Below are 23,517 nucleotides of genomic sequence, written 5' to 3'. Positions count from 1 at the left end.
GGACACCTCGGCCGCCTCCGTGGAGGCCGCCGTATGACCGCCCTCGCCTCCGCCGAGACCCCGGCGCGGAAGCGGTCCCGCAGCCCGTACAAGCCCCACGGCCTCACCTGGGCCCTCCTGCGCGTCCACCGCTCCGCCCTCTGGTTCTGGCTGCTGTACGTCGCCGTGACCGCCGGCGTGATCCTGTGGGCGTACGGGCCGGGCGCGACCGCCGCCATGGACGAACTGGCGGCCTCGGGCTGCCGTGACGGCGGCGGGCCCGACCTCGGCTGCGACATGCTCGGACTCGCCGGGAACCGCTGGGACTCGGGCGTCGTCCTCGGCAGCCTCCTCGTCTTCTTCGCCCCGTTCCTGATCGCGGCCTGGGCGGGCGGCTCGCTCATCGGCCGCGAACTGGAGGACCGCACGGCCCAGCTGGCCTGGACGCAGTCCGTGTCCCCGGTCCGCTGGCTGGCCGCCAAGCTCGCCCTGCCCGCCGTACTGATCACCGCGGGCATGCTCCTGCTCACCGTCCTGCACCGTCTGATGTGGGCGACCACCGGCGAACTGCGCCAGGGCACCTACAACTGGTACGACAGCCAGGTCTTCGAGCCCAACGGCACCCTCGCCATCGCCCACGCCCTGCTGGGCCTGGCTCTCGGCGTCCTCGCGGGCCTGGTCGCGCGCCGCTCGCTGCCCGCGCTCGGCGTCGGGATCGTCGGCATGGGAATCGTCGTACAGCAGCTCCAGTCCCTGCGTCCGCACCTGTGGCCGGCCGAGACCCAGGAGAGCAAGGGCGAGTACCCGGACCACGTCGGCATGACGGTCGAGGAGGGCTCCTACACCTCCACCGGGGCCCGCCTCCCCTACCTGGAGTGCGGCGACCGCGCCAAGTGCCTCGCCGACAACGACGTCGTCGGCATGTACCGCGACTACCACCCGGCCTCCCACTTCTGGCCCCTCCAGCTCATGGAGACCGGCATCCTCCTCGCCCTCGCGACGGTGGCTGCGCTGATCTCCTTCGCCCTCATCAGACGCCGCACGGGAGCCGCCGTATGACCGTCACCGTCACCGGCCCCGCGGCGCGGCGCACCCGGCGCCCGCACGGTCTGCCCTGGGCGATGCTGCGCCTGCACCGCTCCGCGCTCTGGTTCTGGCTGCTGCTGGTCGCCCTGGCCGCCGGGATCCTGCTGTGGATGTACTGGTGGGGTGCCGACGCGGTCGCCGCCGAGTACGCGCGGTCGGGTTGCGACGAAGAGGGCACGGCCGAAGCCTGCTTCTACAGCGGCCCCGCCTACAGCCGCTTCAGCGTCGGCCAGTCCCTCAGCGGCGCCCTGATCGGGCTCGTACCCCTCTTCACCGCCCTCTGGGCGGGCGCCGCGCTCATCGGCCGCGAACTGGAGAACGGCACCGCTCAGCTCGCCTGGACCCAGTCCGTCTCCCCGGCCCGCTGGCTCGCCGCCAAGCTGGCGGTCCCGGCCGCCCTGCTCACCGCGGGCACCATCCTCCTCACCCTCCTGCACCGCCTGGTGTGGAACGCGCACACCGGTCTGCACGCGTTGGGCTCCTGGGAGTGGCACGAGAACCGCGTCTACGTCGCGAACGGCACCCTCGCCACCGCGTACGCCCTCCTCGGCCTGGCCGTCGGCGCCCTGACGGGCCTGCTCGTACGACGGTCGCTGGCCGCCCTCGGCAGCACCTTCCTCGCCTTCCTGACCCTCCAGTACGTGATCACGTCACAGCGTCCGCGCCTGTGGCCGGCCAGGACCGTCACCAGCACCGAGGACTACCCGGACGACATCGGCATGCTCGTCGAGCAGGGCCGCATGACCTCCACCGGGCAGCGGGTCGACGTCATCGACTGCTACGCGCAGTGCGTGAACCACTACCGCGACTACCACCCCTCGTCCCACTTCTGGCCCCTCCAGCTCATGGAGACCGGCATCGTCCTCGCCCTCGTCGCCGCCGCGACGGCCGCCGCCTTCTGGCTGCTGCGCCGCCGCACGGCCTGAGGGCGCCCGGGACCTGTCCGCGTATGCCCCTTCCACCGGGGAGAAGGGGCATACGCGCACCCCGCCGGTGCGGGTGATCACCCCTGCGAGCCGCCCCCCGATATCCCGCACGTCATGTCCTCGTAACCAGTGATTCAGCCAGGCTTGCGACGCTCACCCAATGACGCCCGCCGTGCCTGAGCATTCACCGCCCGCAGAGGGCACCCACGGGACCGGAGCGGCCCAGCCGGTACCGGCCGCGCTCCCGCCCGCGCGTTCCGACGCGCCCGTCCCGGCCCAGGCACGGAACAATGGGGGCATGAGCCAGCCAAACGCCCAGTCGCAGGTACAGCACGCGCAGCCGTCCGTCGGTTCCCTGACCTCCCACCGCCCGCACACGGTGTCGGCCGTGGTCTCCGACCTGGAGCCGGACATCGACGCCGACCTCGACGAGTACGAGGAGGCGCCCTACGACGGCGAGCTGCTGCCGCAGGGCCGCTTCCTCGACCGGGAGCGCAGCTGGCTCGCGTTCAACGAGCGGGTGCTCGAACTGGCCGAGGATCCCCATACGCCCCTCCTCGAACGGGCTAATTTTCTCGCGATCTTCGCGAGCAACCTGGACGAGTTCTTCATGGTCCGGGTGGCCGGCCTCAAGCGCCGCATAGCCACCGGCGTCGCCACCCGCTCCGCCTCCGGCCTCCAGCCCCGCGAGGTCCTGGAGATGATCTGGGCCCGCTCCCGCGAGCTGATGGCCCGGCACGCCGCCTGCTACCAGGAGGACGTCGCCCCGGCGCTCGCCGAGGAGGGCGTGCACCTGGTCCGCTGGGCCGAGCTGACGGAGAAGGAGCAGGCCCGCCTGTTCACCCTCTTCCGCCACCAGATCTTCCCGGTCCTCACCCCGCTGGCCGTCGACCCCGCGCACCCCTTCCCGTACATCTCGGGTCTCTCCCTGAACCTCGCGGTCGTCGTACGGAACCCGGTGAGCGGACACCGCCACTTCGCGCGCGTCAAGGTGCCGCCGCTGCTGTCCCGCTTCCTGGAGGCCTCGCCGAGCCGGTACGTGCCCATCGAGGACGTCATCGGCGCGCACCTCGAAGAGCTGTTCCCCGGCATGGAGGTCCTGGAGCACCACGCCTTCCGCCTCACCCGCAACGAGGACCTGGAGGTCGAGGAGGACGACGCCGAGAACCTCCTCCAGGCCCTGGAGAAGGAACTGATGCGGCGCCGCTTCGGCCCGCCGGTGCGCCTGGAGGTCGAGGAGTCCATCGACCGGTATGTACTCGACCTGCTGGTACGGGAGTTGAAGATCACGGAGGCGGAGGTGTACCCGCTGCCGGGTCCCCTCGACCTCACCGGCCTCTTCGGCATCTCCTCCCTCGACCGGCCCGAGCTGAAGTACCCCAAGTTCATCGCCGGCACCCACCGCGACCTGGCCGAGGTCGAGTCGTCGTCCGCGCCCGACATCTTCGCCGCCCTGCGCGAACGGGACGTCCTGCTCCACCACCCGTACGACAGCTTCTCCACCTCCGTCCAGGCGTTCCTGGAGCAGGCGGCCGGCGACGACGACGTCCTCGCCATCAAGCAGACCCTGTACCGGACCTCGGGCGACTCCCCGATCGTCGACGCCCTGATCGAGGCCGCCGAGGCGGGCAAGCAGGTCCTCGTCCTCGTCGAGATCAAGGCCCGCTTCGACGAGCAGGCCAACATCAAGTGGGCGCGCAAGCTGGAGGAGTCCGGCTGCCACGTCGTCTACGGCCTCGTCGGCCTGAAGACCCACTGCAAGCTGTCCCTGGTGGTCCGTCAGGAGGGCGACACACTGCGCCGCTACTCCCACGTCGGCACCGGCAACTACCACCCCAAGACGGCCCGCCTGTACGAGGACCTGGGCCTCCTGACGGCGGACCAGCAGGTCGGCGCGGACCTCTCGGACCTGTTCAACCGCCTGTCCGGCTACTCCCGCCGAGAGACGTACCGACGACTCCTCGTCGCCCCCAAGTCCCTTCGCGACGGCCTGATCGCGCGGATCAACAAGGAGGTCCAGCACCATCGTGCCGGGCGTCCCGCGTATGTCCGCATCAAGGTCAACTCGATGGTGGACGAGGCGATCATCGACGCGCTGTACCGCGCCTCCCAGGCGGGCGTCCCGTGCGACATCTGGGTCCGCGGCATCTGCGCCGTACGGCCGGGGGTCCCGGGCCTCTCCGAGAACATACGGGTCCGTTCCGTCCTCGGCCGCTTCCTCGAACACTCACGGATCTTCTCCTTCGGCAACGGCGGCGAGCCCGAAGTGTGGTTCGGCAGCGCCGACATGATGCACCGCAACCTCGACCGCCGCATCGAGGCACTCGTCAGGGTCACGGACCCGGCCCACCGGGCCTCGCTCGGCCGGATGCTCGAAACCGGTATGTCCGACACCACACAGTCCTGGCACCTGGGCCCGGACGGCGAGTGGACCCGGCACGCGACGGACCCCGAGGGCCACCCCCTGCGGAACGTCCAGGAGATGCTCATAGACGCCCGGAGGCGCAGGCGTGGCACAGCAACACCTTGAACCGACCGACCCCACGACGGCCGGACCCGTGACCGCCGACGCCCTGGCGGACTACCTGAGGGCGCAGGCGACGGAGTTCCTCCGCGCCCTGCGCCTGCACAGGGAGACAGGCACGGCCTCCTCCGCCCCCTCGGCGGAGGAACCCGTGGACGCGGCCCGCGCGCTGCGCCACGCGGCCCGCCGCATCACGGGCACCCTCCACACCTTCCGCCCCCTCCTCGACCCCACCTGGTCGGAGACGATGCACCCCGAACTGGCGTGGCTGTCAGGCACGTTGGCGAGGGAGCACGCATACGCGGCCCGCTTGGAACGCCTGCTGCTGGCACTGCAGCGCCTGTCGGGGGCGGTGCCACTCCCGGCCCAGGCAGGCGTAGCTGTGGGCAGTCGTTCCGCCAGGGCGGAACGGGTGGGCACAGCGGAACCCGGCACCGCCGGCCCCCCGACCCACCCCGCAACCCCGGACCGCAGCAACCTGACAGTTGGCGCCGCAAAAGCAGGCGCCCTACTAGAACGCCAGCTAACCCTCGCCCGCACCCGAGCCCACTCGGCAGCCCTACAAGCCCTGGGCTCAAGCCGCTTCCACGCGGTAGCGGACAACGTCGCGGTACTGGCCAGCGAGGTCCCCCTCACCCCCGCCGCGACAACAACCCCCACCGATCTACGCCCCCTCGCCGCCGCAGCGGACGAACGCCTCTGCGACGCGGTCAACGCCCTCCCCCTCCTCACCGCCGGCCACCCCTACAACGCCGAGGCCCTCGTCCACGGCCTCTCCCCCGACCCGGCCCCCCACCCCCAGGACGCCCCCTGGCACCACGTACGCCTCCTCCTGCGCCTGCGCCGCTACGCCCACGAGGTCCTGGACGGCGACGAGGCCCGCGTGGACGTACGCATGCTGACGGCCGGCACGGCACTCAACCGCCACCGCGACGCCTCCGAGGCCGCCGCGGCGGCAGCAGCCGCGGCCCGCACCCCCCGCATCGCCCCGGCGACGGCGTACGCCCTCGGCGTGCTCCACGCCGACCAGCGCCACGAGGTCGAGGCGGCCCGGTTCGCGTTCCAGCAGTCCTGGGAGAAGAAGGCGATGAGCACGAGGTGACGTCCGCCGACGAACGCCCCGTATTCGCGGCGGGCTGCGTCCTGTGGCGCCGCTCGCCGGTGGACGGCGGCCTGGAGATCTGCCTCGTACACAGACCAAAATATGACGATTGGTCGCACCCGAAAGGCCGCCTGAAGCACGACGAGGAGACCCTCGCCGCCGCCCTGCGCGAGGTCGAGGAGGAGACGGGCTACGAGGCCGCCCCCGGCGCCCCCCTCACGACCACCCACTACGAGGTCAACGGCCGCCCCAAGCAGGTGAGTTACTGGGAGGCGGAGGCCGTCTCCGGCGCCTTCGCCCCGAACGACGAGGTGGACCTCATCCTCTGGCTCCCCCCGGCGGCGGCCCGCGAACGCCTGACCCAGCCCCGCGACAAGGACCTGATCGACGAGCTGCTGGCCGTCCGGCGGAGTACTGGTTAGAGCCTGTCTCCCCGGTGGCCCCTGCCGTCCGTCCGGGCCAGACTGCGGGCCCGGCGGGCCGGTCCACGCCAGCCGCAGCTGCATCTCGCGAAACAGAAAGGCCCGTGTTCCACCATGGAAACGGAGTGTTCTTCGGGGAACTGGGACGATTCGCTTCGATCCTGCTGCGCCACACCGACCACGGTACCCACAGCCGGGTAAAGGGCTGGTATCCGCGTGACAACCTCCCCCACCCCTCGTTAAGCGGAACGACAGGGGCCGTGGACCGACGGCCCGGCTTGGGGGTGGGCGGCGATGGACCGGCGGCGGCACTGGCGAGCGAACGGGGCGGTCGTGACGGCCGCCGTGACAACGGGTCTCCTGCTCTGCGCCACCGGCTGCACGGGCAACGGCGAGGCCGCCACCGGGGACGCGCGCCCCGCCACCGACGCGGTCCGCGTCCTGCACGGCGCCGCCGCGACCCTGGTCGACGCGGGCACCTCCCGGACCAGCACCTCCATGGAGATGGCCACCGGCGGCACCCGCGTCACCATCCGGGGCGAGGGCGTCTACGACTACGGCAAGCAGCTCGGCCGCCTCAAGGTGCTCCTCCCCCAGGACCCGGCGGGCGCCAGCCCGCACCGCCCGATCACCGAACTCCTCGCCCCGGGCGCCCTGTTCATGAAGAACCGGGGCGCGGGCGTCCCCGCCGACAAGTGGGTACGGGTGGACACGGCGACCCTGTCCGACGGCAACCTGGTGACAGGCGGCGCCACGGACCCGTTCGCCGCCGCCGAGGTCCTGCGCGGGACGCGCGAGGCGACCTACGTCGGCCGGACCAGGGTCGGCGGCACCGAGGTACGGCACTACAAGGGCACGGCCGACCTGGCCAAGGCCGCGAAGAGCGCCTCGCCGGGCAACAGGGGCCCGCTGGGAGCGGCGGCGAAAGGGTTCGCCACCGCCGAGGTCCCCTTCGAGGCCTACCTCGACGACGAGGGCCGTATCCGCAAGCTCCTGCACCGGTTCAGCTTCGTCAACGGGCAGCACAAGGGCACGGTCGCGGTCGCCTCGACGACGCTGCTGTACGACTTCGGGGCCCCCGTGCGCGTACGGCTGCCGCGGCCCGCGGACATCTACGCGGGCCGGATCGCCGAGCAGTGAGACTGTCGTAGCGCCGTAGTGGGACTGCCGTCCGGAAATGGGGGAAGGTGAGCCGGGCGAGCAACCCGGCCCGCCCGCGCCGCGTCCGCCGTAGCGCAAGGACTAGCCCGTCCGTGCCATGCGCGGTGTGTAGACCACTCCCTACTCTAGGAAGCGGTGACGGCAGAGAAGAGGTGATGCACGTGGCTCCGGTCGGCGGTACGGCAGTTCAGGACCACGTGGCCCTCGCCGAGATCGAGCTGTGCGGAGAGCTGATCATCGCGGCCTCGGCGGCCGAGGAGGAGCGGCTCAGTCTGGAGAGCATCGACGAGGTGCTGAAGGTGGCGGAGGAGCGCGAGGGACGCAAGGTCACGTCGCCTGGCTGAAAAGCGACGAGCGCCACAGGCGTGGACGCCCGGTGGCTCAGGTGCTCAGGTACTCAGGTACGCAGCAGACGACCGATCGCCTTGGTCGCCTCCTCCACCTTCGCGTCGATCTCCGTACCGCCCTTGAGGGCCGCGTCGGCGACACAGTGGCGCAGGTGCTCCTCCAGGAGCTGGAGGGCGAAGGACTGCAGGGCCTTGGTGGAGGCGGAGACCTGGGTGAGTATGTCGATGCAGTAGACGTCCTCGTCGACCATCCGCTGGAGCCCGCGGATCTGCCCCTCGATCCGGCGCAGCCGCTTCAGGTGCTCGTCCTTCTGCTTGTGGTACCCGTGCACGACGTCGTGCGTCTCCGCGCCGGCCTCGGTGGTCGTCATCGCGTGGTCCTCCCGTTGAACAAGCACCGTCGAACAAACATGAGACGCAAAAGCGCCCATATACCCCTGCCGGGTATATGGTAACCAACTTTGCTGGGTATAGGGCCCTTGCCCGTGCCGATCAGGCGGCCCGGACGTCGTTTCACTGAGGTGTAGACCACTGTGCAGCCCACGCTGTCCGATGGGCGACACTGGGGGACGACTCGTTAGCCGTGGCCGGATGTTGCGCCTAGCATCAGCCTGACCGAACCCGAAGGACTCCGAGGACCCCAAGTGCGATTTCGTCTGACCCCCAGGGAGACGAGCTTCTACGACATGTTCGCCGCTTCCGCGGACAACATCGTCACGGGCTCGCGACTCCTCATGGAACTGCTCGGGGCGGACGCCTCCGGCCGGGCCGAGATCGCAGAGCGTATGCGGGCCGCGGAACACGCCGGTGACGACGCCACACACGCGATCTTCCATCAGTTGAACTCCTCGTTCATCACGCCCTTCGACCGCGAGGACATCTACGCGCTCGCATCGTCCCTCGACGACATCATGGACTTCATGGAGGAGGCCGTCGACCTGGTCGTCCTCTACAACGTGGAGGAACTGCCCAAGGGCGTCGAGCAGCAGATCGAGGTCCTGGCGCGGGCGGCGGAGCTGACGGCGGAGGCCATGCCGAACCTCCGCACGATGGAGAACCTCACGGAGTACTGGATCGAGGTCAACCGCCTGGAGAACCAGGCCGACCAGATCCACAGAAAGCTTCTTGCACACCTGTTCAACGGCAAGTACGACGCGATCGAGGTGCTGAAGCTCAAGCAGATCGTGGATGTGCTGGAGGAGGCGGCAGACGCCTTCGAGCACGTGGCGAACACGGTGGAGACCATCGCGGTCAAGGAGTCCTGACCCTTACATGGACACCTTCGCTCTGATCGTGACCATCGGGGTAGCACTCGGATTCACGTACACAAACGGCTTCCACGACTCGGCGAACGCGATCGCCACCTCCGTGTCCACCCGTGCCCTCACGCCCCGGGCGGCACTGGCGATGGCCGCGGTGATGAACCTGGCCGGGGCGTTCCTGGGCAGCGGGGTCGCGAAAACGGTCAGCGAGGGCCTGATCGAGACACCCGAGGGCTCCTCGGGCATGGCGATCCTCTTCGCCGCCCTGGTAGGCGCGATCACCTGGAACCTGATCACGTGGTACTTCGGCCTCCCGTCCTCCTCCTCCCACGCCCTCTTCGGCGGCATGGTGGGAGCGGCCCTGGCGGGCGGCACGAAGGTCTACTGGTCCGGAGTCCTGGACAAGGTAGTCATCCCGATGTTCGTCTCCCCGCTGGTGGGCCTGGTAGCCGGCTACCTCGTAATGACGGCAATCATGTGGATCTTCCGCCGAGCAAACCCGTCAAAGGCGAAACGAGGCTTCCGCATCGCCCAAACCGTCTCGGCGGCGGGCATGGCCCTGGGCCACGGCCTCCAGGACGCCCAGAAGACGATGGGCATCGTGGTGATGGCCCTGGTCATCGCGGACGTCGAGGACTACGGCGACCCGATCCCGGTCTGGGTCAAGATCGCCTGCGCGGTGACCCTGTCCCTGGGCACGTACGCGGGCGGCTGGCGCATCATGCGCACCCTCGGCCGCAAGATCATCGAACTGGACCCACCCCAGGGCTTCGCAGCGGAGACAACAGGCGCGTCGATCATGTTCGTCACGGCGTACCTCTTCAAGGCCCCGGTCTCCACGACCCACGTGATCACCTCGGCGATCATGGGCGTAGGCGCGACGAAGCGCGTGAACGCGGTCCGCTGGGGCGTCGCCAAGAACATCGTCCTGGGCTGGTTCATCACGATGCCGGCAGCGGGCGTGGTGGCTGCGGCGGGCTACGGGGTCGTGTGGTTGGCGTTTCTGTAGCCGGACCTGGGGGCTGCGCCCCCAGACCCCCCTACGGCCCTGAACGGGCCTTGTCCTCAAACGCCGGACGGGCTGGAGATGCGGGCCAGCACTGAAAGGCCAAGCCCCAGCCGACGTTCGAGGACAACCCCGCCCACCCCCACCGCACTTCAGCACGGGCAGGGGCATTCCAGCCCGTCCGGCGTCTGAGGACAAGCGCGTTCAGCGCGACCTTCCCACCCACCCGCCCCCGCCCTCCCCAGCAACGGCCGGCACCACTCAGCCCGTCCGGCGCTTGAGGACGGAGGGCCCCCAGCCCGTCCGGCGCTTGAGGACGAGGCCGTTCAGCGCAACCTTCCCACCCACCCGACGGCCGCCACCCCCCAGCCCGTCCGGCGCTTAAGGACGGAAGGCCACCCCCCAGCCCGTCCGGCGCTTGAGGACAGAGGGCCACCCTCCAGCCCGTCCGGCGTTTGAGGACGAGGCCGTTCAGGCCGACAGCGGGGGTCTGGGGGCGCAGCCCCCAGGAACGGGATGGGACGGGTAGGGGCGGCGGGGGCGAGGAAAAAACACGAACGGGCCCGCCCCCGGAGGAATGCTCCAGGAGCGGGCCCTATTCGACCTCGCGGTGGCACCGCCATGCAGCACCGCGAGGGGTCTTGAAGCGAGCCGGCGAGCCGGCGGAACCGGCAAAGGCCTGCTGAACCGGCAAAGGCCTGCTCAGCCGAAGCGGCCCGAGATGTAGTCCTCGGTCGCCTGCACCGACGGGTTGGAGAAGATCCGCTCCGTGTCGTCGATCTCGATCAGCTTCCCGGGCTGCCCGACCGCCGCGAGGTTGAAGAACGCCGTCTTGTCCGACACCCGCGCCGCCTGCTGCATGTTGTGCGTCACGATGACGATCGTGAACCGTTCCTTCAGCTCACCGATCAGGTCCTCGATCGCGAGCGTGGAGATCGGGTCGAGGGCCGAGCACGGCTCGTCCATCAACAGCACCTTCGGTTCCACCGCGATCGCCCGAGCGATGCACAGCCGCTGCTGCTGACCGCCCGAAAGACCCGAACCGGGCTTGTTCAGCCGGTCCTTGACCTCGTTCCAGAGGTTCGCGCCCTTCAGCGACTTCTCCACGACATCGCTCAGCTCGGACTTCTTGTACGAGCCGTTCAGCCGCAGCCCCGCCGCCACGTTGTCGTACACCGACATCGTCGGGAAGGGGTTCGGACGCTGGAAGACCATGCCGACCTCACGCCGTACCGACACCGGGTCGACCCCGGCGCCGTACAGGTTCTCGTCGTCGAGCATGACCTTGCCGTCGACCCGCCCGCCGGGCGTGACCTCGTGCATGCGGTTCAGGGTGCGCAGGAAGGTGGACTTGCCGCAGCCGGAGGGGCCGATGAAGGCCGTCACCGAGCGCGGCTCGACCGTCATCGAGATGTCCTCGATCGCGCGGAAGGAGCCGTAGTAGGCGCTGAGGCCGCTTACGTCGATTCGCTTGGCCATGGGATATCACTGCTTCTTTCGAGGGGTCAGCCGGCATCCGGGCCGGCTACAGGTCGCTGTCGTATGGCCGCGTCAGCGACCTGTCTTCGGTGCCTTCCAGCGGGCGATACCGCGTGCGCCGAGGTTGAGGATCATCACGAAGGCGATCAGCGTCAGCGACGCCGCCCAGGCCCGGTCGTACGAAGCGTCCGTGCCACCGCTGTACTGCTGGTAGATGTACAGCGGAAGCGAGGCCTGCGCACCCTCGAAGGGGTTGTTGTTGATGAACGGGTTGCCGAACACCAGCAGCAGCACCGGCGCCGTCTCACCGGCGATACGGGCCACCGCCAGCATGATGCCGGTGGTGATACCGCCGATGGCGGTCGGCAGGACCACCTTCAGGATCGTGCGCCACTTCGGGATGCCGAGCGCCAGGGACGCCTCACGCAGCTCGTTCGGTACGAGCTTCAGCATCTCCTCGGTCGAACGGACGACCACCGGCATCATCAGGATGGCCAGGGCCAGCGAACCGGCGAAGCCGAACGGCTGCATCTCGAACTGCAGCATGATGCTGAGGATGAAGAGGCCCGCGACGATCGACGGGATGCCCGTCATGACGTCCACGAAGAACGTGACGGCCTTGGCCAGCTTGCCGCGCCCGTACTCCACCAGGTAGATCGCGGTGAGGACGCCGATCGGCGCGCCCATCAGCGTGGCCAGACCGACCTGCTCCAGGCTGCCGATGATGGCGTGGTAGATGCCACCGCCCGTCTCGGCGTCGGCGACCACGCCCATCGAGTGGGTCAGGAAGTAGACGTCGAGGACCTTCACACCGCGGGCGACGGTCGTCCAGACCAGGGAGACCAGCGGCACGACGGCGAGCAGGAAGGCGACCCAGACCAGCGAGGTCGCGATGCGGTCCTTGGCCTGACGCTTGCCCTCGACACTCGAGGCGATGACGTACGTACCGACGACGAAGAGGATCGCGGCGATCAGGCCCCACTGGATGTTGCTGTCCAGGCCTGCGGCGAAGCTGATGCCGATCCCGAGCGCGATGGACCCGGCCGCGAGGGCCCAGGAGAACCACTTGGGGAGCCGGGCGCCCTGGAGGGAGCCGGTGGGCTTGTCGGCTACGACGGTGCTCATGCGTTGGCCCCCGAGTACTCGGCGCGGCGGGCGATGATCGCGCGGGCGGCGCCGTTGACCAGCAAGGTGATGACGAACAGGACCAGACCGGAGGCGATCAGCGCGTCACGGCCGAACTCCGACGCCTCACCGAACTTGGCGGCGATGTTCTGGGCGAAGGTGCCGCCGCCCGGTTCGAGCAGGCTGGCCTGGATGATGAAGCTCGGGGAGAGGACGGTGGCGACGGCCATCGTCTCGCCCAGTGCGCGACCGAGGCCGAGCATCGACGCGGAGATCACACCGGAGCGGCCGAAGGGCAGCACCGCCATGCGGATGACCTCCCAGCGGGTGGCGCCGAGGGCCAGTGCGGCCTCCTCGTTCATCCGCGGGGTCTGCCGGAACACCTCTCGGCTGACGTTGGTGATGACCGGCAGGATCATGATGGCGAGCAGAATGCCCACGGTCATCATCGAGCGCGGCGCGCCCTCTTCCCAGGAGAAGATCCCGGTCCAGCGGAAGTAGTCGTTCAGCCAGCCGAAGAGGCCGTTCATGTTCGGTACGAGGATCAGGGCGCCCCACAGGCCGTACACGATGGACGGCACGGCGGCGAGCAGGTCGATCACGTACGAGATGGGACCGCTCAGCCTGCGCGGGGCGTAGTGCGTGAGGAACAGCGCGATCGCGACGGCGACCGGGACCGCGATGACCATGGCGATGATCGAGGAGACCACCGTGCCGAAGGCCAGGACGGCGATACCGAAGACCGGCGGGTTGAGGTTGGCGTTCCACTCGAAGGTGGTGAGGAAGTTGCCCTCGTCCTTGCTGATCGCGAGGGTCGCGCGATAGGTGAGGAAGATGGCGATCGCGGCCATGATCGTCAGCAGCAGGATGCCCGAGCCACGGGAGAGACCGAGGAAGATCCGGTCACCGGGTCGGGTGGCGCCACGGGCGGCGCGCTTCTGCTCGACCGGGGTCGGCAGGGGGGCAGGGGGCGGGGTGTCTGAGTTCTTGGTGGTTATGTCCATCGGGTTCTCCGGTCTGCGGGGCCGCACCCGGGGATGCGGCTCCTGGCGGCGGTGCACCGGACGGTGCGGTCGGGACCGGCTCGGCGGCAGGTCCCGACCGCACACTCAGGTCAGGCCAGGCTCTCGACGGTGGTACGAACCTTGGCGATGATGTCGGCCGGGATCGGGGCGTAGTCGATACCGCTCAGGATTCCCTGGCCCTCTTCGCTGGTGATGTAGCGGAGGAAGGCCTTGGTGGCGGGCAGGGTGGCTGCCTTGTTGCCCTTGTCGCAGACGATCTCGTACGTGACCAGGGTGATCGGGTACGCGCCGTCCGCCGTGGTCTTGTAGTCGAGCTTCAGCGAGTAGTCGTTGCCGGTGCCGACGACCTCGGCGGCCGCGATGGCCTTGGTGGCACCGTCGGAGGTCGCCTTGACCGGGGTGCTGGCGCCCGTGTCGATGGCCACCGTGGACAGGTCCTTGGCGTACGACTGCTCCATGTAACCGATCGCGCCCTCGGTCTGCTTGACCCCCGCCGCGATGCCGGACGAACCGGAGGCCGCCTGGCCGCCCTCGGCCTGCCAGGCCTTGCCACCCTCGTACTTCCAGTTCTCGGGCGTGGTGGCGATCAGGTACTTGGTGAGGTTGTCCGTGGTACCGGACTCCTCGGAGCGGTGGAAGGGCTGGATCTTGGTGCTGGGCAGCGTCGCGTCCGGGTTCAGCGCCTTGATGGCGGCGTCGTCCCAGGTCTTGATCTTGCTGTCGAAGATCTTGGCGAGGGTGGGCGCGTCCAGGACCAGGTTGTCGACACCCGGGAGGTTGTAGGCGAGCGCGATGGCGCCGCCGACGGCCGGGAGGTCGATGGCGGTGCCGCCGGTGCAGACCGACTTGGAGGCGGTGACCTCGTCGGGCTTCAGCGCGGAGTCGGAGCCGGCGAAGGCGACCGTGCCCTGCGTGAACGCGGTGACACCGGCGCCGGAGCCGCTGCCCTTGTAGTTGATCTGGACACCGGAGCAGGCGGCCGTGAAGGCCTTGACCCAGGCGTCGATCGCGTTCTTCTGCGCGGAGGAGCCGTCGGCGAGCAGCTGACCCTTGGCGTCGTCACACTTGATGGTGCTGTTGGCGTTGGCCGTGGCGCTGCCAGTGCTGTCCGTACCGCCGCCGGTGTCGTCGGAGCCGCACGCCGTGAGGGCCAGGGCGCCGGAGACGGCGAGAGCACCGAGGGTGAGGGCCCGCCGGTTCATGCGCTGAAGCTTCACTTTCGGGTGTTCCTTCCAGGAGCCGCCGTCCTGAAATTCCGGCGGCGTGCGAGGTAACGAAGAATGAGTGGCGCACAGGCGTCCACAGAGGCACACCCAGCACCGGGTAGGGCCGAAATTAGGCAGATCAGGTGAAGCCACCTACGGGCGCAGGTAAACGGAGGGTGAACCCCTGCGGTCGGTGCGGTGAGGTCACGGAATGCTCACGGGGAGAACACGTGTGGGTCCCGACGGGAGGAACGTCCCCGACGGGCCGACTCATGCGATAGAAGCCCCGGAAGCCGGACGGAAACCTACCGGAACCCATCCTTCCACTTCCTCCCGTGAACGCGTCCGCTGATGGAACCCACGATCCATGGAACCCGTCTCGTTCGACGGGAGCCAACGCGGGCTCAAACGGAGGAACCGAAAACCCGAGGAGCACCATGCAGCGGCGTACGTTCATGGGAGGCGGCGTGGCCGCCCTGGCGGCGATGACGACGTCGTGCACGGGCGCGAAGGGCGACACGGGCGCGAAGGCGGACACGGGAGGCGCGACCCGCACGACGACAACGCCTCTCACCTCCACGAGCGCCTCGGCCCCCGCCAACTGGACGGCCCTCGGCCGCGACCTCGACGGCCCGCTCGTCCGCCCCGGTGACGCCTCCTGGGCGGCGGCCCGGCAGCTCTACAACACCCGCTTCGACGGACTGAAACCAGCCGCGGTGGCGTACGTCTCCCACGCGGACGACATCCGTACGGCACTCTCGTACGCCCGCGCCCACTCGGTCCCCGTGGCGATCCGCAACGGCGGCCACTCGTACGCGGGTTGGTCCTCGGGCAACGGCCGCCTGATCATCGACGTATCAGAACTGAACCGTGTCCGCGCGTCCGGCGGCACAGCGGTGGTGGGCGCGGGCTCGAAACTGATCGACGTCTACCGCGCCCTGACGGCGAAGGGCGTCACGATCCCGGCGGGCTCGTGCCCGACGGTCGGGGTCTCGGGCCTGACGCTGGGCGGCGGCCACGGGGTGGTGTCGAGGGCGTACGGCCTGACCTGCGACAGCCTGACCCAGGCGACGCTGATCACGGCGGACGGCCGCGAACTGACGGCGAACGCCACGACGAACAAGGACCTCTTCTGGGCCCTGCGAGGCGCGGGCAACGGCAACTTCGGCGTGGTCACGGAACTCCACTTCCGCACGCACCCCGCACCCCAAGCCGTGTCGGCGTACATGTCCTGGCCCTGGCGCAGGGCGGCGGCGGTGATGAGGGCCTGGCAGGAGTGGGGCCCGACCCAGCCGGACGAGATCTGGTCGTCCCTGCACGTGGCCAACACGGCCGGCGGCACCCCGACGATCTCGATCACGGCGTTCTCGCTGGGCGGCTACACGGACCTGCAGAACGCGGTGGACCGCCTGGCGGACAGAATCGGTTCTCCGGCCGCGAGCGTCTCCCTGAAGCGCCGCTCGTACGAGGAGTCGATGGAGGTGTACGCGGGCTGCTCGTCCTTCGCGACGAACGCGCAGTGCCACCTCCCGGGCTCAACTCCGGGTCGCTCCCCGCAGGGCGCCCTCGGCCGGGAGACATACGCGGCCCGCTCGGACTTCTACGACCGCTCCCTCTCGACGACGGGCATCCAGACCCTCCTCGCCGAGATGACCTCGGTGCGGGGCGGCTCGGGCAGCATCGCGTTCACGGCACTGGGCGGCGCGGTGAACCGGGTCTCCCCGACGGCGACGGCATTCGTCCACCGCCGCTCCAGGATGCTGGCCCAGTACATCGTGTCCTGGCGCGCGGGCACGACAGGCAGCACGGCCCAGTCCTGGCTGACGAAGGCCCACCGGTCGATGTCCCCGTACGCCTCGGGCGCCGCCTACCAGAACTACACGGACCCCACCCTGAAGAACTGGCGCAAGGCGTACTACGGGGACGCGGCGACCCGCCTGACAAGGCTGAAGCACCAGTACGACCCGGACCGCGTGTTCACGTATCCGCAGGCGCTGTAGGGACCCTGCCGGACATGCATACCAGGGCAGGCGTCCGGCTGCTACGAGGTCGACCCGAAGTCCTGGGTCCAGTAATAACCCGGCTGCGCCAGGCCGATGCCGATCTCCTTGAAGCCGCAGTTGAGGATGTTGGCCTTGTGACCGGCGCTGTTCATCCAGCCGTCCATGACGCTCTCGGGAGACGTGTAACCGGCGGCGACGTTCTCGCCCGCCGACCTGAACGCGTACCCGACCCGGGAGAGCCGGTCGCTCATGGACGAACCGTCGGAGCCGGTGTGCGACATGTTCTGGTGATCGGCCATGTCCTGGCTGTGGTCCTGAGCGGCCTTGGTGAGTTTGGCGTTCTCGGTCAGCGGCGCACAACCCGCCTCCGCACGTTCGGCGTTGACCAGAACCAGCACACGATCCGTGGGACCGGACTCCGCACTGGCGGAGGCGGTGGGAGTACTGCTGGTGCTCGTGGCCTCCGGAGTGCTCGACGGGGAGCTGGACTCGAGCGTGCCCGCGGTGGGCGTGGCGGTCGGGCTGCCGGCCGCCGAGGGCGACGCGCTCGGGGAGGCGCCGACGGGAGAGGCGCTCGGGGTGCCGGACGGAGTGGCGGAGGCAGGGCCGGCCGAGACGGAGGCCGACGCGGAGGCAGACGCGACAGGCGACCGTGAGGGCTTCGGACGGGCCACCGGATCCGACGTGCCCCATCCCCACCAGGAGACGAGGCTCCAGCCACCCACCCCGTCGCCGCTCGCCTGGGCGGCCGAAGGAATGCCCACGGCTCCGACTGCCACCACGACAGCTACGGCACCGGCTATTTTCCGGCGCTTCGTTATCGGGCGTTTCGATTCCCGGCGTTTCGATTTCAGGCGGTGCTTGGTCATACCTGGCCTCATTCACTGGTCGCGAGCCCGGTCATTATGGGGATCGCCGAGCACACCGGGCAACGAACACCCGCGCCGCCGCCCCCAGAACACAAGGCTGTGCGAATCCGGCCGTCTTCACACTCCCTTGCACACCCGCACACACTTGTGACCAGGCCGAAGACGCTCCCCCACAGCCACGCCCGCCGGCCTGAAGGATCAGCGGAATTACCCCACCTGCGACAACAAGCGCCCGATTGGCCGTCAAAAGAACATAATTACGACCTTCGGCAATCAGCCGATCAACGCCATCACACACAATTCCGGCGTGACGCACATCACTTCAATTCGAGGTGTACGGAATTACACCGCTCTCATGAGCTCCGAATCACCGGCCTCACGGCGGCAACCTGACAGCGACGGGCGGCAACTGAAGGAGGGGAAGTCCGTCACAACGATTGACCCCGGCCTCACGCGGCTCTACGTTACCCACGCCTCCCCAGTTTGAATCGATTCAACCATTCCGTGCAAGTCGCGAGTGAGGAGTCGTAATGATCAGCAGGAGGAACATTCTCGTGGCCGCGACGGCCACGGTCGCAGCGGCAACCATGGACGCCGTACCCGCGACGGCCGCACCGGCGGCGCCCGGCACTACGACCGCACCGACGTCCGGACAGGCTCACGTTCGCGTCACCGCGCCCACCGTGGAATACATCCGCCACCCCCTCGGCCTCGACACCCAACACCCCCGACTGAGCTGGCCGTTGACTTCCAAGAAGACCGGCGTACGGCAGAGCGCGTACCAGATCCGGGTGGCTACAAGCCCCCGGCTCCTCTCCCACCCCGACGCCTGGGACAGCGGAAAGGTCACGTCCGCCGAGTCCGCCCTCGTCCCCTACGCGGGCCCCGCACTCACACCACGAACGCGCTACCACTGGTCCGTACGCGTATGGGACACCGACGGACGGGTCTCCGGCTGGAGCGCGCCCTCCTGGTGGGAGACCGGGCTCATGGACACCGGCCAGTGGACCGCCGACTGGATCTCCGCACCGGCGGACCTCACGGACGCGCCGTCCTTCGAGGGCGGTTCCTGGATCTGGTTCCCCGAGGGCGACCCGACCAACAGCGTCCCGGCGGCGACCCGTTGGTTCCGCGGTACGACCCAACTCCCCGACGGGATCACGTCGGCGACCCTCGCCATCACAGCCGACAACGTGTACGCCGTCTCCGTGAACGGCGTCGAGGTGGCCCACACGGACCTCGACACGGACCACGAGGACTGGCGCCGCCCGGCCGTGATCAACGTACTGGACCGAGTCCAGGCCGGTGACAACGTTATCGCCGTCTCCGCCACCAACGCGACCGTGGGCCCGGCCGGGCTCGTCGCGGTCCTGGTCGTCCGTACCGCCTCCGGCGAGCGGAAGGTGTTCACCGACGGCTCGTGGAAGACCACGGACCAGCAACCCCCGGACAACTGGCGCGAGTTCGGCTTCGACGACGGCGGCTGGCCGACGGCCAGGGTGGCTGCCGCGTGGGGCGGCGGCCCATGGGGAAGGGTCGTCCCGGTCTCGTACGCCGTCACCCAACTGCGGCACGAATTCCACCTCCCGCGCCGAAAGGTGGCACGCGCGCGCCTGTACGCCACGGCACTCGGCCTGTACGAGGCCCACCTCAACGGCAGCAGAGTGGGCACCGACGAACTCGCCCCCGGCTGGACGGACTACCGCACCCGCGTCCAGTACCAGACGTACGACGTCACCAAGCTCCTCCGCCCCGGCGCCAACGCCATCGGGGCCTACCTGGCACCCGGCTGGTACGCGGGCAACGTAGGCATGTTCGGCCCAGGCCAGTACGGTCAACACCCCTCCCTCCTCGCGCAATTGGAGGTGAAGTACGCGGACGGCACGACGGAGCGCATCACATCGGACACTGCCTGGCGAGCCGCCACCAGCCCGATCATCGCCGCCGACCTCCTGAACGGCGAGACATACGACGCCCGCAAGGAGACCCCCGGCTGGACCTCGCCCGGCTTCGACGACGGGAGTTGGCCAGGCGTACGCGATGCAGGGAACGTCGGCCCAGACCTGATCGTCGCGCAGCTGGACGGCCCGGTACGCGTGGAACAGGAACTGACGCCACAACAGATCACCCAACCCAGGCCCGGCGTCCACGTGTTCGACCTGGGCCAGAACATGGTCGGCTCGGTACGCCTGCGTGTGTCGGGCGACGCGGGGACGACGGTCCGCCTCAGACACGCCGAGGTGCTGAACCCCGACGGCACGATTTACACGGCGAACCTACGAAGCGCGGCGGCGACGGACACGTACACCCTGAAAGGGCAGGGACAGGAGGAGAGTTACGAACCCCGCTTCACCTTCCACGGATTCCGCTACGTGGAGGTGACCGGTTTCCCGGGCACGCCCACCACCAGGACGGTCACCGGCCGGGTCATGCACACCTCGGCCCCCCTCACCCTCGACTTCGAGACCGACGTACCGATGCTCAACCAGCTGCACCACAACATCACTTGGGGCCAGCGCGGCAACTTTCTCTCCGTCCCGACGGACACACCCGCGCGCGACGAGCGCCTGGGCTGGACGGGAGACATCAACGTCTTCGCACCCACGGCCGCGTACACGATGGAGTCGGCCCGTTTCCTGTCCAAGTGGCTCGTCGACCTCCGTGACTCCCGGACCCCGGAGGGCGCGTTCACGGACGTGGCACCGGTGGTCGGCACCCTGGGCGACGGCACGGCAGGCTGGGGCGACGCGGGCGTCACGGTCCCGTGGGCCCTCTACCAGGCATACGGCGACCGCCAGATCCTGACGGACGCCTGGCCATCGGTCCAAGCGTGGCTGACGTACCTGGAGCGGAACAGCGACCGTCTACTACGCCCGGCACAGGGATACGGCGACTGGCTGAACGTCGAAGACGAAACCCCCAAGGACGTCATCGCGACCGCGTACTTCGCGCACAGCGCCGACCTGGCGGCCCGCATAGCAAGGGAGTTGGGCGAGGACGCCACCCCGTACAGCGACCTCTTCGCACGCATACGCACGGCCTTCCAGAACGCCTACGTCACGTCCGACGCCCGCATCAAGGGCGACACACAGACGGCGTACGTCCTGGCACTGTCGATGGACCTACTGCCGGACTCGCTGCAGAAGGCGGCAGCAGACCGACTGGTCGCCCTGCTCAAGGCAAAGGACTGGCACCTGTCGACGGGCTTCCTGGGCACTCCCCGCCTCCTCCCCGTCCTCACGAACACGGGCCACACGGACATCGCCTACCGCCTGCTGGAGCAACGCTCCTTCCCCAGCTGGGGCTACCAGATCGACCGGGGCGCGACCACGATGTGGGAACGCTGGGACTCCATCCGCCCCGACGGCAGCTTCCAGACCCCGGACATGAACTCCTTCAACCACTACGCGTACGGCTCGGTGGGCGAATGGATGTACACGAACATCGCCGGCATCGCACCGGGCCGCCCGGGTTACCGCGAAATCATCGTCCGCCCCCGCCCCGGCGGAACGGTAACCACCGCCCGAGCCACGTTCACGTCGCCCTACGGCCCCGTCTCCACCCACTGGCGCCAGCGGCCCGACAGCTTCACCCTGACATGCACGGTGCCGCCCAACACGACAGCCGAGGTTTGGATCCCCACATTCCCACGCCAGGAGGAAGGCCACACGATCTACCGGGTCGGCTCGGGCACCCACCGCTTCACCTCCTGATCAGACGGGTACGCGCACTGTTTTTCAGCCCGTCCGGCGTTTGAGGACGAGCGCGTTCAGCGCGACTTCCCACCCACCCACCCGCCTGCCCCCACCCTCCAGCCCGTCCGGCGTCTGAGGACAAGCCCGTTCAGCGCGACTTCCCACCCACCCGCCTGCCCCCACCCTCCAGCCCGTCCGGCGTTTGAGGACGAGGCCGTTCAGGCCGAAAGGGGGGTCTGGGGGCGCAGCCCCCAGGGATGGGACGGGTAGGGGCGGCGGGGGCGAGAAACCCGGCGGCTACGCCGCCAAATCCCGCTCCCCCGCCTCAGCCCGAGCCCCCGGAACCACAGCCCCCCGCCCCGCACCCGCACCCGAACCAGCCGCCCCCCGAGCCCGAATCAACACCCCACCCCACCCAGACCCCTCAACAGCCCGAGTAACCGGAGTAAGCAAAGCCATAGCCACCGGCGACAGCAACAACGCAACCGCGGTCCCCAGCGCGAACCCACCCACCACATCCGTCGGGTAATGCACCCCCATGTACACCCGACAGAACCCCTCCACCAACGCGATCCCTATCCCCACCAGCCCGAACCGCCGGTTCGCCACGAACAGCCCGACCCCCATGGCCATGGCGATCGTCGCGTGATCGCTCACGAACGAGTAGTCGGTCTTCCCGGAGACCAGAACCTCAAGCCCCTGATGGTCCAGAAAAGGACGGGGCCGCTCCACGAACCCCCGTATGGGGATGTTCACGAGCACGGCGATCGCCGCGGCAAGCGGCGCCCAGATCAACGCGGCGACAGACCCAGCCGCGTCATCCCCACCCCGCCGCCGCACACCCCACCAGCACCACACCACCAGCACCACCATCGCGGCCAGCAGCCCGTACTCCCCCACGACCTCGACACCCCGGTCGAACCACCGAGGCGCGTCCTTGGCCAGGCCATTGATGTCATAGAGCAGGTCGACGTCGGGGTTCGACCCGGATTCGGCGAGTCCAGCCATGGTGCTGCGGCCCCTTCGTCGTCATCTCCAGAGCGCACTGGTTCGTGCGCCGTTCCTGCTCACCCCGTGACATAGGAACCCCCGCCCCGCCGCCACCGCCTGACACGTGACATGACACGAACAAGCAGGAGCGACCGCCGACAGCGAATCCACTACTGGACCAGGAACGCACGGTCTCCGTTAATACGTTCCACTCTCCACCGAATGATCACGCAGACGTTATCGAAGAGAGATGGATACGCGCAGCTCAGGGGATGGTTTCACGCTGCGCTCACACCGCGGTGGGCAACGCTTTCGCGCCATCTTCGGTCACCCGGGTCGCCCCGAAGTAATCGGGGGTGTCGATCGGATCGAACCGAATGACCGCACCGGTCCGCGGGGCGTCAATCATGTAACCGCCACCCACATAAATCCCGACATGCCGGATGGCCCGCGAGTTGGTGAGGTCGTCGGAGAAGAACACGAGGTCGCCAGGCAGCAGCTCGTCCCGCGAGGGATGCGGCCCGGCGTTGTACTGATCATTGGCGACCCGCGGCAGCTGGACGCCCACACTCTCGTACGCGGCCTGCGTGAGCCCGGAGCAGTCGAAGCGTCCGCCCTGCTCAGCGGTACCGGTGCCGCCCCAGAGATAGGGCGTGCCGAGCTTCCCCTGGGCGTAGGTGATCGCGGCGGCGGCCTGCTCGGAGGGGTCGACGCGCCCCACAGGAGCCGCAAAGCTGGCCTGCAGCGTGGTGATGGTCTTCACATAGTTCTGGGTCTCGGCATACGGCGGCACACCCCCGTATTTGATGACGGCGTACGCCCCCGCGTTGTAAGCGGCGAGCATGTTGTGCGTCGGGTCTCCGGGCGCGTCCTTCACGTACGAGGCGAGCTCGCAGTCGTACGAGGCGGCCGACGGAATCGCGTCATTCGGATCCCACACATCCCGGTCGCCGTCACCGTCGCCGTCGATTCCGTGCGTGGCCCAGGTGCTGGGGATGAATTGCGCTATCCCTTCCGCCTTTGCCGGACTCTTCGCATTCGGATTGAATCCGCTCTCCTGGTACAGCTGTGCGGCGAGGAGCGCGGGATTGATGGCGGGGCACAGATTGCCCCACTTCTGTACGAGTGCCGAATACGCGGCCGGCACGGCCCCCTTGGCGAGCGCGACGCTCCCGCTCCCGACCCCACCTGCGACGTTCCCGGCGACGAGGTAGACGCCCACGACGAGCAGCATCACGAAGCTGAGGGCGCCCCCGACGGCGACACTCGCCACGATCCATGCCTTACGCACCGTCAACCGCCCCTCACCGC

The 23,517-nt window shown here is 69.0% G+C and carries 19 protein-coding genes; 11 read left to right on the top strand and 8 right to left on the bottom strand.

What is annotated here, in order from left to right; genetic code table 11:
* Positions 1-33 precede the first annotated feature (33 nt).
* From LUX31_RS24415 to LUX31_RS24385, 7 genes are all read left to right on the top strand, one after another.
* A complete protein-coding gene (locus LUX31_RS24415; RefSeq protein WP_235477090.1) occupies positions 34-1,038 on the top strand; it encodes a cbb3-type cytochrome c oxidase subunit 3 in 1,005 nt (334 codons plus the stop codon).
* Positions 1,035-1,991 (top strand): ABC transporter permease, encoded by a 957-nt coding sequence (locus LUX31_RS24410; protein WP_235477089.1) that lies wholly within the window; start codon positions 1,035-1,037, stop codon positions 1,989-1,991. The genes LUX31_RS24415 and LUX31_RS24410 overlap by 4 nt, the downstream gene beginning before the upstream one ends.
* A 298-nt stretch (positions 1,992-2,289) precedes the next feature.
* Positions 2,290-4,521 (top strand): RNA degradosome polyphosphate kinase, encoded by a 2,232-nt coding sequence (locus LUX31_RS24405; protein ID WP_235477088.1) that lies wholly within the window; start codon positions 2,290-2,292, stop codon positions 4,519-4,521.
* Entirely contained in the window at positions 4,502-5,617 is a 1,116-nt protein-coding gene (locus LUX31_RS24400) for a CHAD domain-containing protein (RefSeq protein WP_235477087.1), read from the top strand. Before LUX31_RS24405 ends, LUX31_RS24400 begins: the two co-directional genes overlap by 20 nt.
* Complete coding sequence (locus LUX31_RS24395) at positions 5,614-6,039, top strand: NUDIX hydrolase (RefSeq protein WP_235477086.1); 426 nt, start codon at positions 5,614-5,616, stop codon at positions 6,037-6,039. The genes LUX31_RS24400 and LUX31_RS24395 overlap by 4 nt, the downstream gene beginning before the upstream one ends.
* Before the next feature lie 294 nt (positions 6,040-6,333).
* Positions 6,334-7,179: a hypothetical protein gene (locus tag LUX31_RS24390; protein ID WP_235477085.1), complete on the top strand. Its 846-nt coding sequence runs from the start codon at positions 6,334-6,336 to the stop codon at positions 7,177-7,179.
* 176 nt (positions 7,180-7,355) lie between these two features.
* The gene (locus LUX31_RS24385; protein ID WP_235477084.1) at positions 7,356-7,544 is read left to right on the top strand and encodes a hypothetical protein; all 189 of its coding nucleotides are present in this window, start codon (positions 7,356-7,358) and stop codon (positions 7,542-7,544) included.
* 53 nt (positions 7,545-7,597) lie between these two features.
* On the opposite strand, the gene LUX31_RS24380 is transcribed toward LUX31_RS24385, so the two are convergent.
* Entirely contained in the window at positions 7,598-7,918 is a 321-nt protein-coding gene (locus tag LUX31_RS24380) for a metal-sensitive transcriptional regulator (protein ID WP_235477083.1), read from the bottom strand.
* A gap of 273 nt (positions 7,919-8,191) precedes the next feature.
* Here LUX31_RS24380 and LUX31_RS24375 point away from each other — a divergent pair, with 273 nt between their 5' ends.
* Both LUX31_RS24375 and LUX31_RS24370 read left to right on the top strand, forming a co-directional pair.
* Complete coding sequence (locus LUX31_RS24375) at positions 8,192-8,812, top strand: DUF47 domain-containing protein (protein WP_235477082.1); 621 nt, start codon at positions 8,192-8,194, stop codon at positions 8,810-8,812.
* 7 nt (positions 8,813-8,819) lie between these two features.
* A complete protein-coding gene (locus LUX31_RS24370; protein WP_235477081.1) occupies positions 8,820-9,818 on the top strand; it encodes an inorganic phosphate transporter in 999 nt (332 codons plus the stop codon).
* 699 nt (positions 9,819-10,517) lie between these two features.
* Here the strand turns inward: LUX31_RS24370 and pstB are convergent.
* From pstB to pstS, 4 genes are all read right to left on the bottom strand, one after another.
* Positions 10,518-11,294: a phosphate ABC transporter ATP-binding protein PstB gene (pstB, locus tag LUX31_RS24365; RefSeq protein WP_235477080.1), complete on the bottom strand. Its 777-nt coding sequence runs from the start codon at positions 11,292-11,294 to the stop codon at positions 10,518-10,520.
* 72 nt (positions 11,295-11,366) lie between these two features.
* A complete protein-coding gene (gene pstA / locus LUX31_RS24360; protein ID WP_235477079.1) occupies positions 11,367-12,419 on the bottom strand; it encodes a phosphate ABC transporter permease PstA in 1,053 nt (350 codons plus the stop codon).
* Positions 12,416-13,423 carry a phosphate ABC transporter permease subunit PstC gene (gene pstC / locus LUX31_RS24355; protein ID WP_235477078.1) on the bottom strand — a complete coding sequence of 336 codons (1,008 nt, stop codon included), beginning with the start codon at positions 13,421-13,423 and terminating at the stop codon, positions 12,416-12,418. The genes pstA and pstC overlap by 4 nt, the downstream gene beginning before the upstream one ends.
* A gap of 110 nt (positions 13,424-13,533) precedes the next feature.
* Positions 13,534-14,661: a phosphate ABC transporter substrate-binding protein PstS gene (gene pstS, locus LUX31_RS24350; RefSeq protein ID WP_235477077.1), complete on the bottom strand. Its 1,128-nt coding sequence runs from the start codon at positions 14,659-14,661 to the stop codon at positions 13,534-13,536.
* Positions 14,662-15,086: 425 nt separating this feature from the next.
* On the opposite strand from pstS, the gene LUX31_RS24345 reads away from it, so the two are divergent.
* Positions 15,087-16,649 (top strand): FAD-binding oxidoreductase, encoded by a 1,563-nt coding sequence (locus tag LUX31_RS24345; RefSeq protein WP_235477076.1) that lies wholly within the window; start codon positions 15,087-15,089, stop codon positions 16,647-16,649.
* A 41-nt stretch (positions 16,650-16,690) separates the two neighbouring features.
* Here the strand turns inward: LUX31_RS24345 and LUX31_RS24340 are convergent, their stop codons facing one another.
* Positions 16,691-17,434: a CAP domain-containing protein gene (locus tag LUX31_RS24340; protein ID WP_328285689.1), complete on the bottom strand. Its 744-nt coding sequence runs from the start codon at positions 17,432-17,434 to the stop codon at positions 16,691-16,693.
* Positions 17,435-18,051: 617 nt separating this feature from the next.
* Between LUX31_RS24340 and LUX31_RS24335 the strand changes: the two genes are divergently transcribed.
* Positions 18,052-21,234 (top strand): alpha-L-rhamnosidase, encoded by a 3,183-nt coding sequence (locus LUX31_RS24335; protein ID WP_235477074.1) that lies wholly within the window; start codon positions 18,052-18,054, stop codon positions 21,232-21,234.
* Between the two features lie 279 nt (positions 21,235-21,513).
* Here the strand turns inward: LUX31_RS24335 and LUX31_RS24330 are convergent, their stop codons facing one another.
* The gene (locus tag LUX31_RS24330; protein ID WP_235477073.1) at positions 21,514-22,224 is read right to left on the bottom strand and encodes a phosphatase PAP2 family protein; all 711 of its coding nucleotides are present in this window, start codon (positions 22,222-22,224) and stop codon (positions 21,514-21,516) included.
* A 271-nt stretch (positions 22,225-22,495) separates the two neighbouring features.
* Positions 22,496-23,503 carry a C40 family peptidase gene (locus tag LUX31_RS24325; RefSeq protein WP_235477072.1) on the bottom strand — a complete coding sequence of 336 codons (1,008 nt, stop codon included), beginning with the start codon at positions 23,501-23,503 and terminating at the stop codon, positions 22,496-22,498.
* Positions 23,504-23,517: the final 14 nt, after the last annotated feature.

Origin of the sequence: Streptomyces sp. GQFP, from assembly GCF_021545335.1 — a bacterium.
Classification (GTDB): domain Bacteria; phylum Actinomycetota; class Actinomycetes; order Streptomycetales; family Streptomycetaceae; genus Streptomyces.
This window is presented reverse-complemented; position numbering and strand designations above follow the sequence as displayed.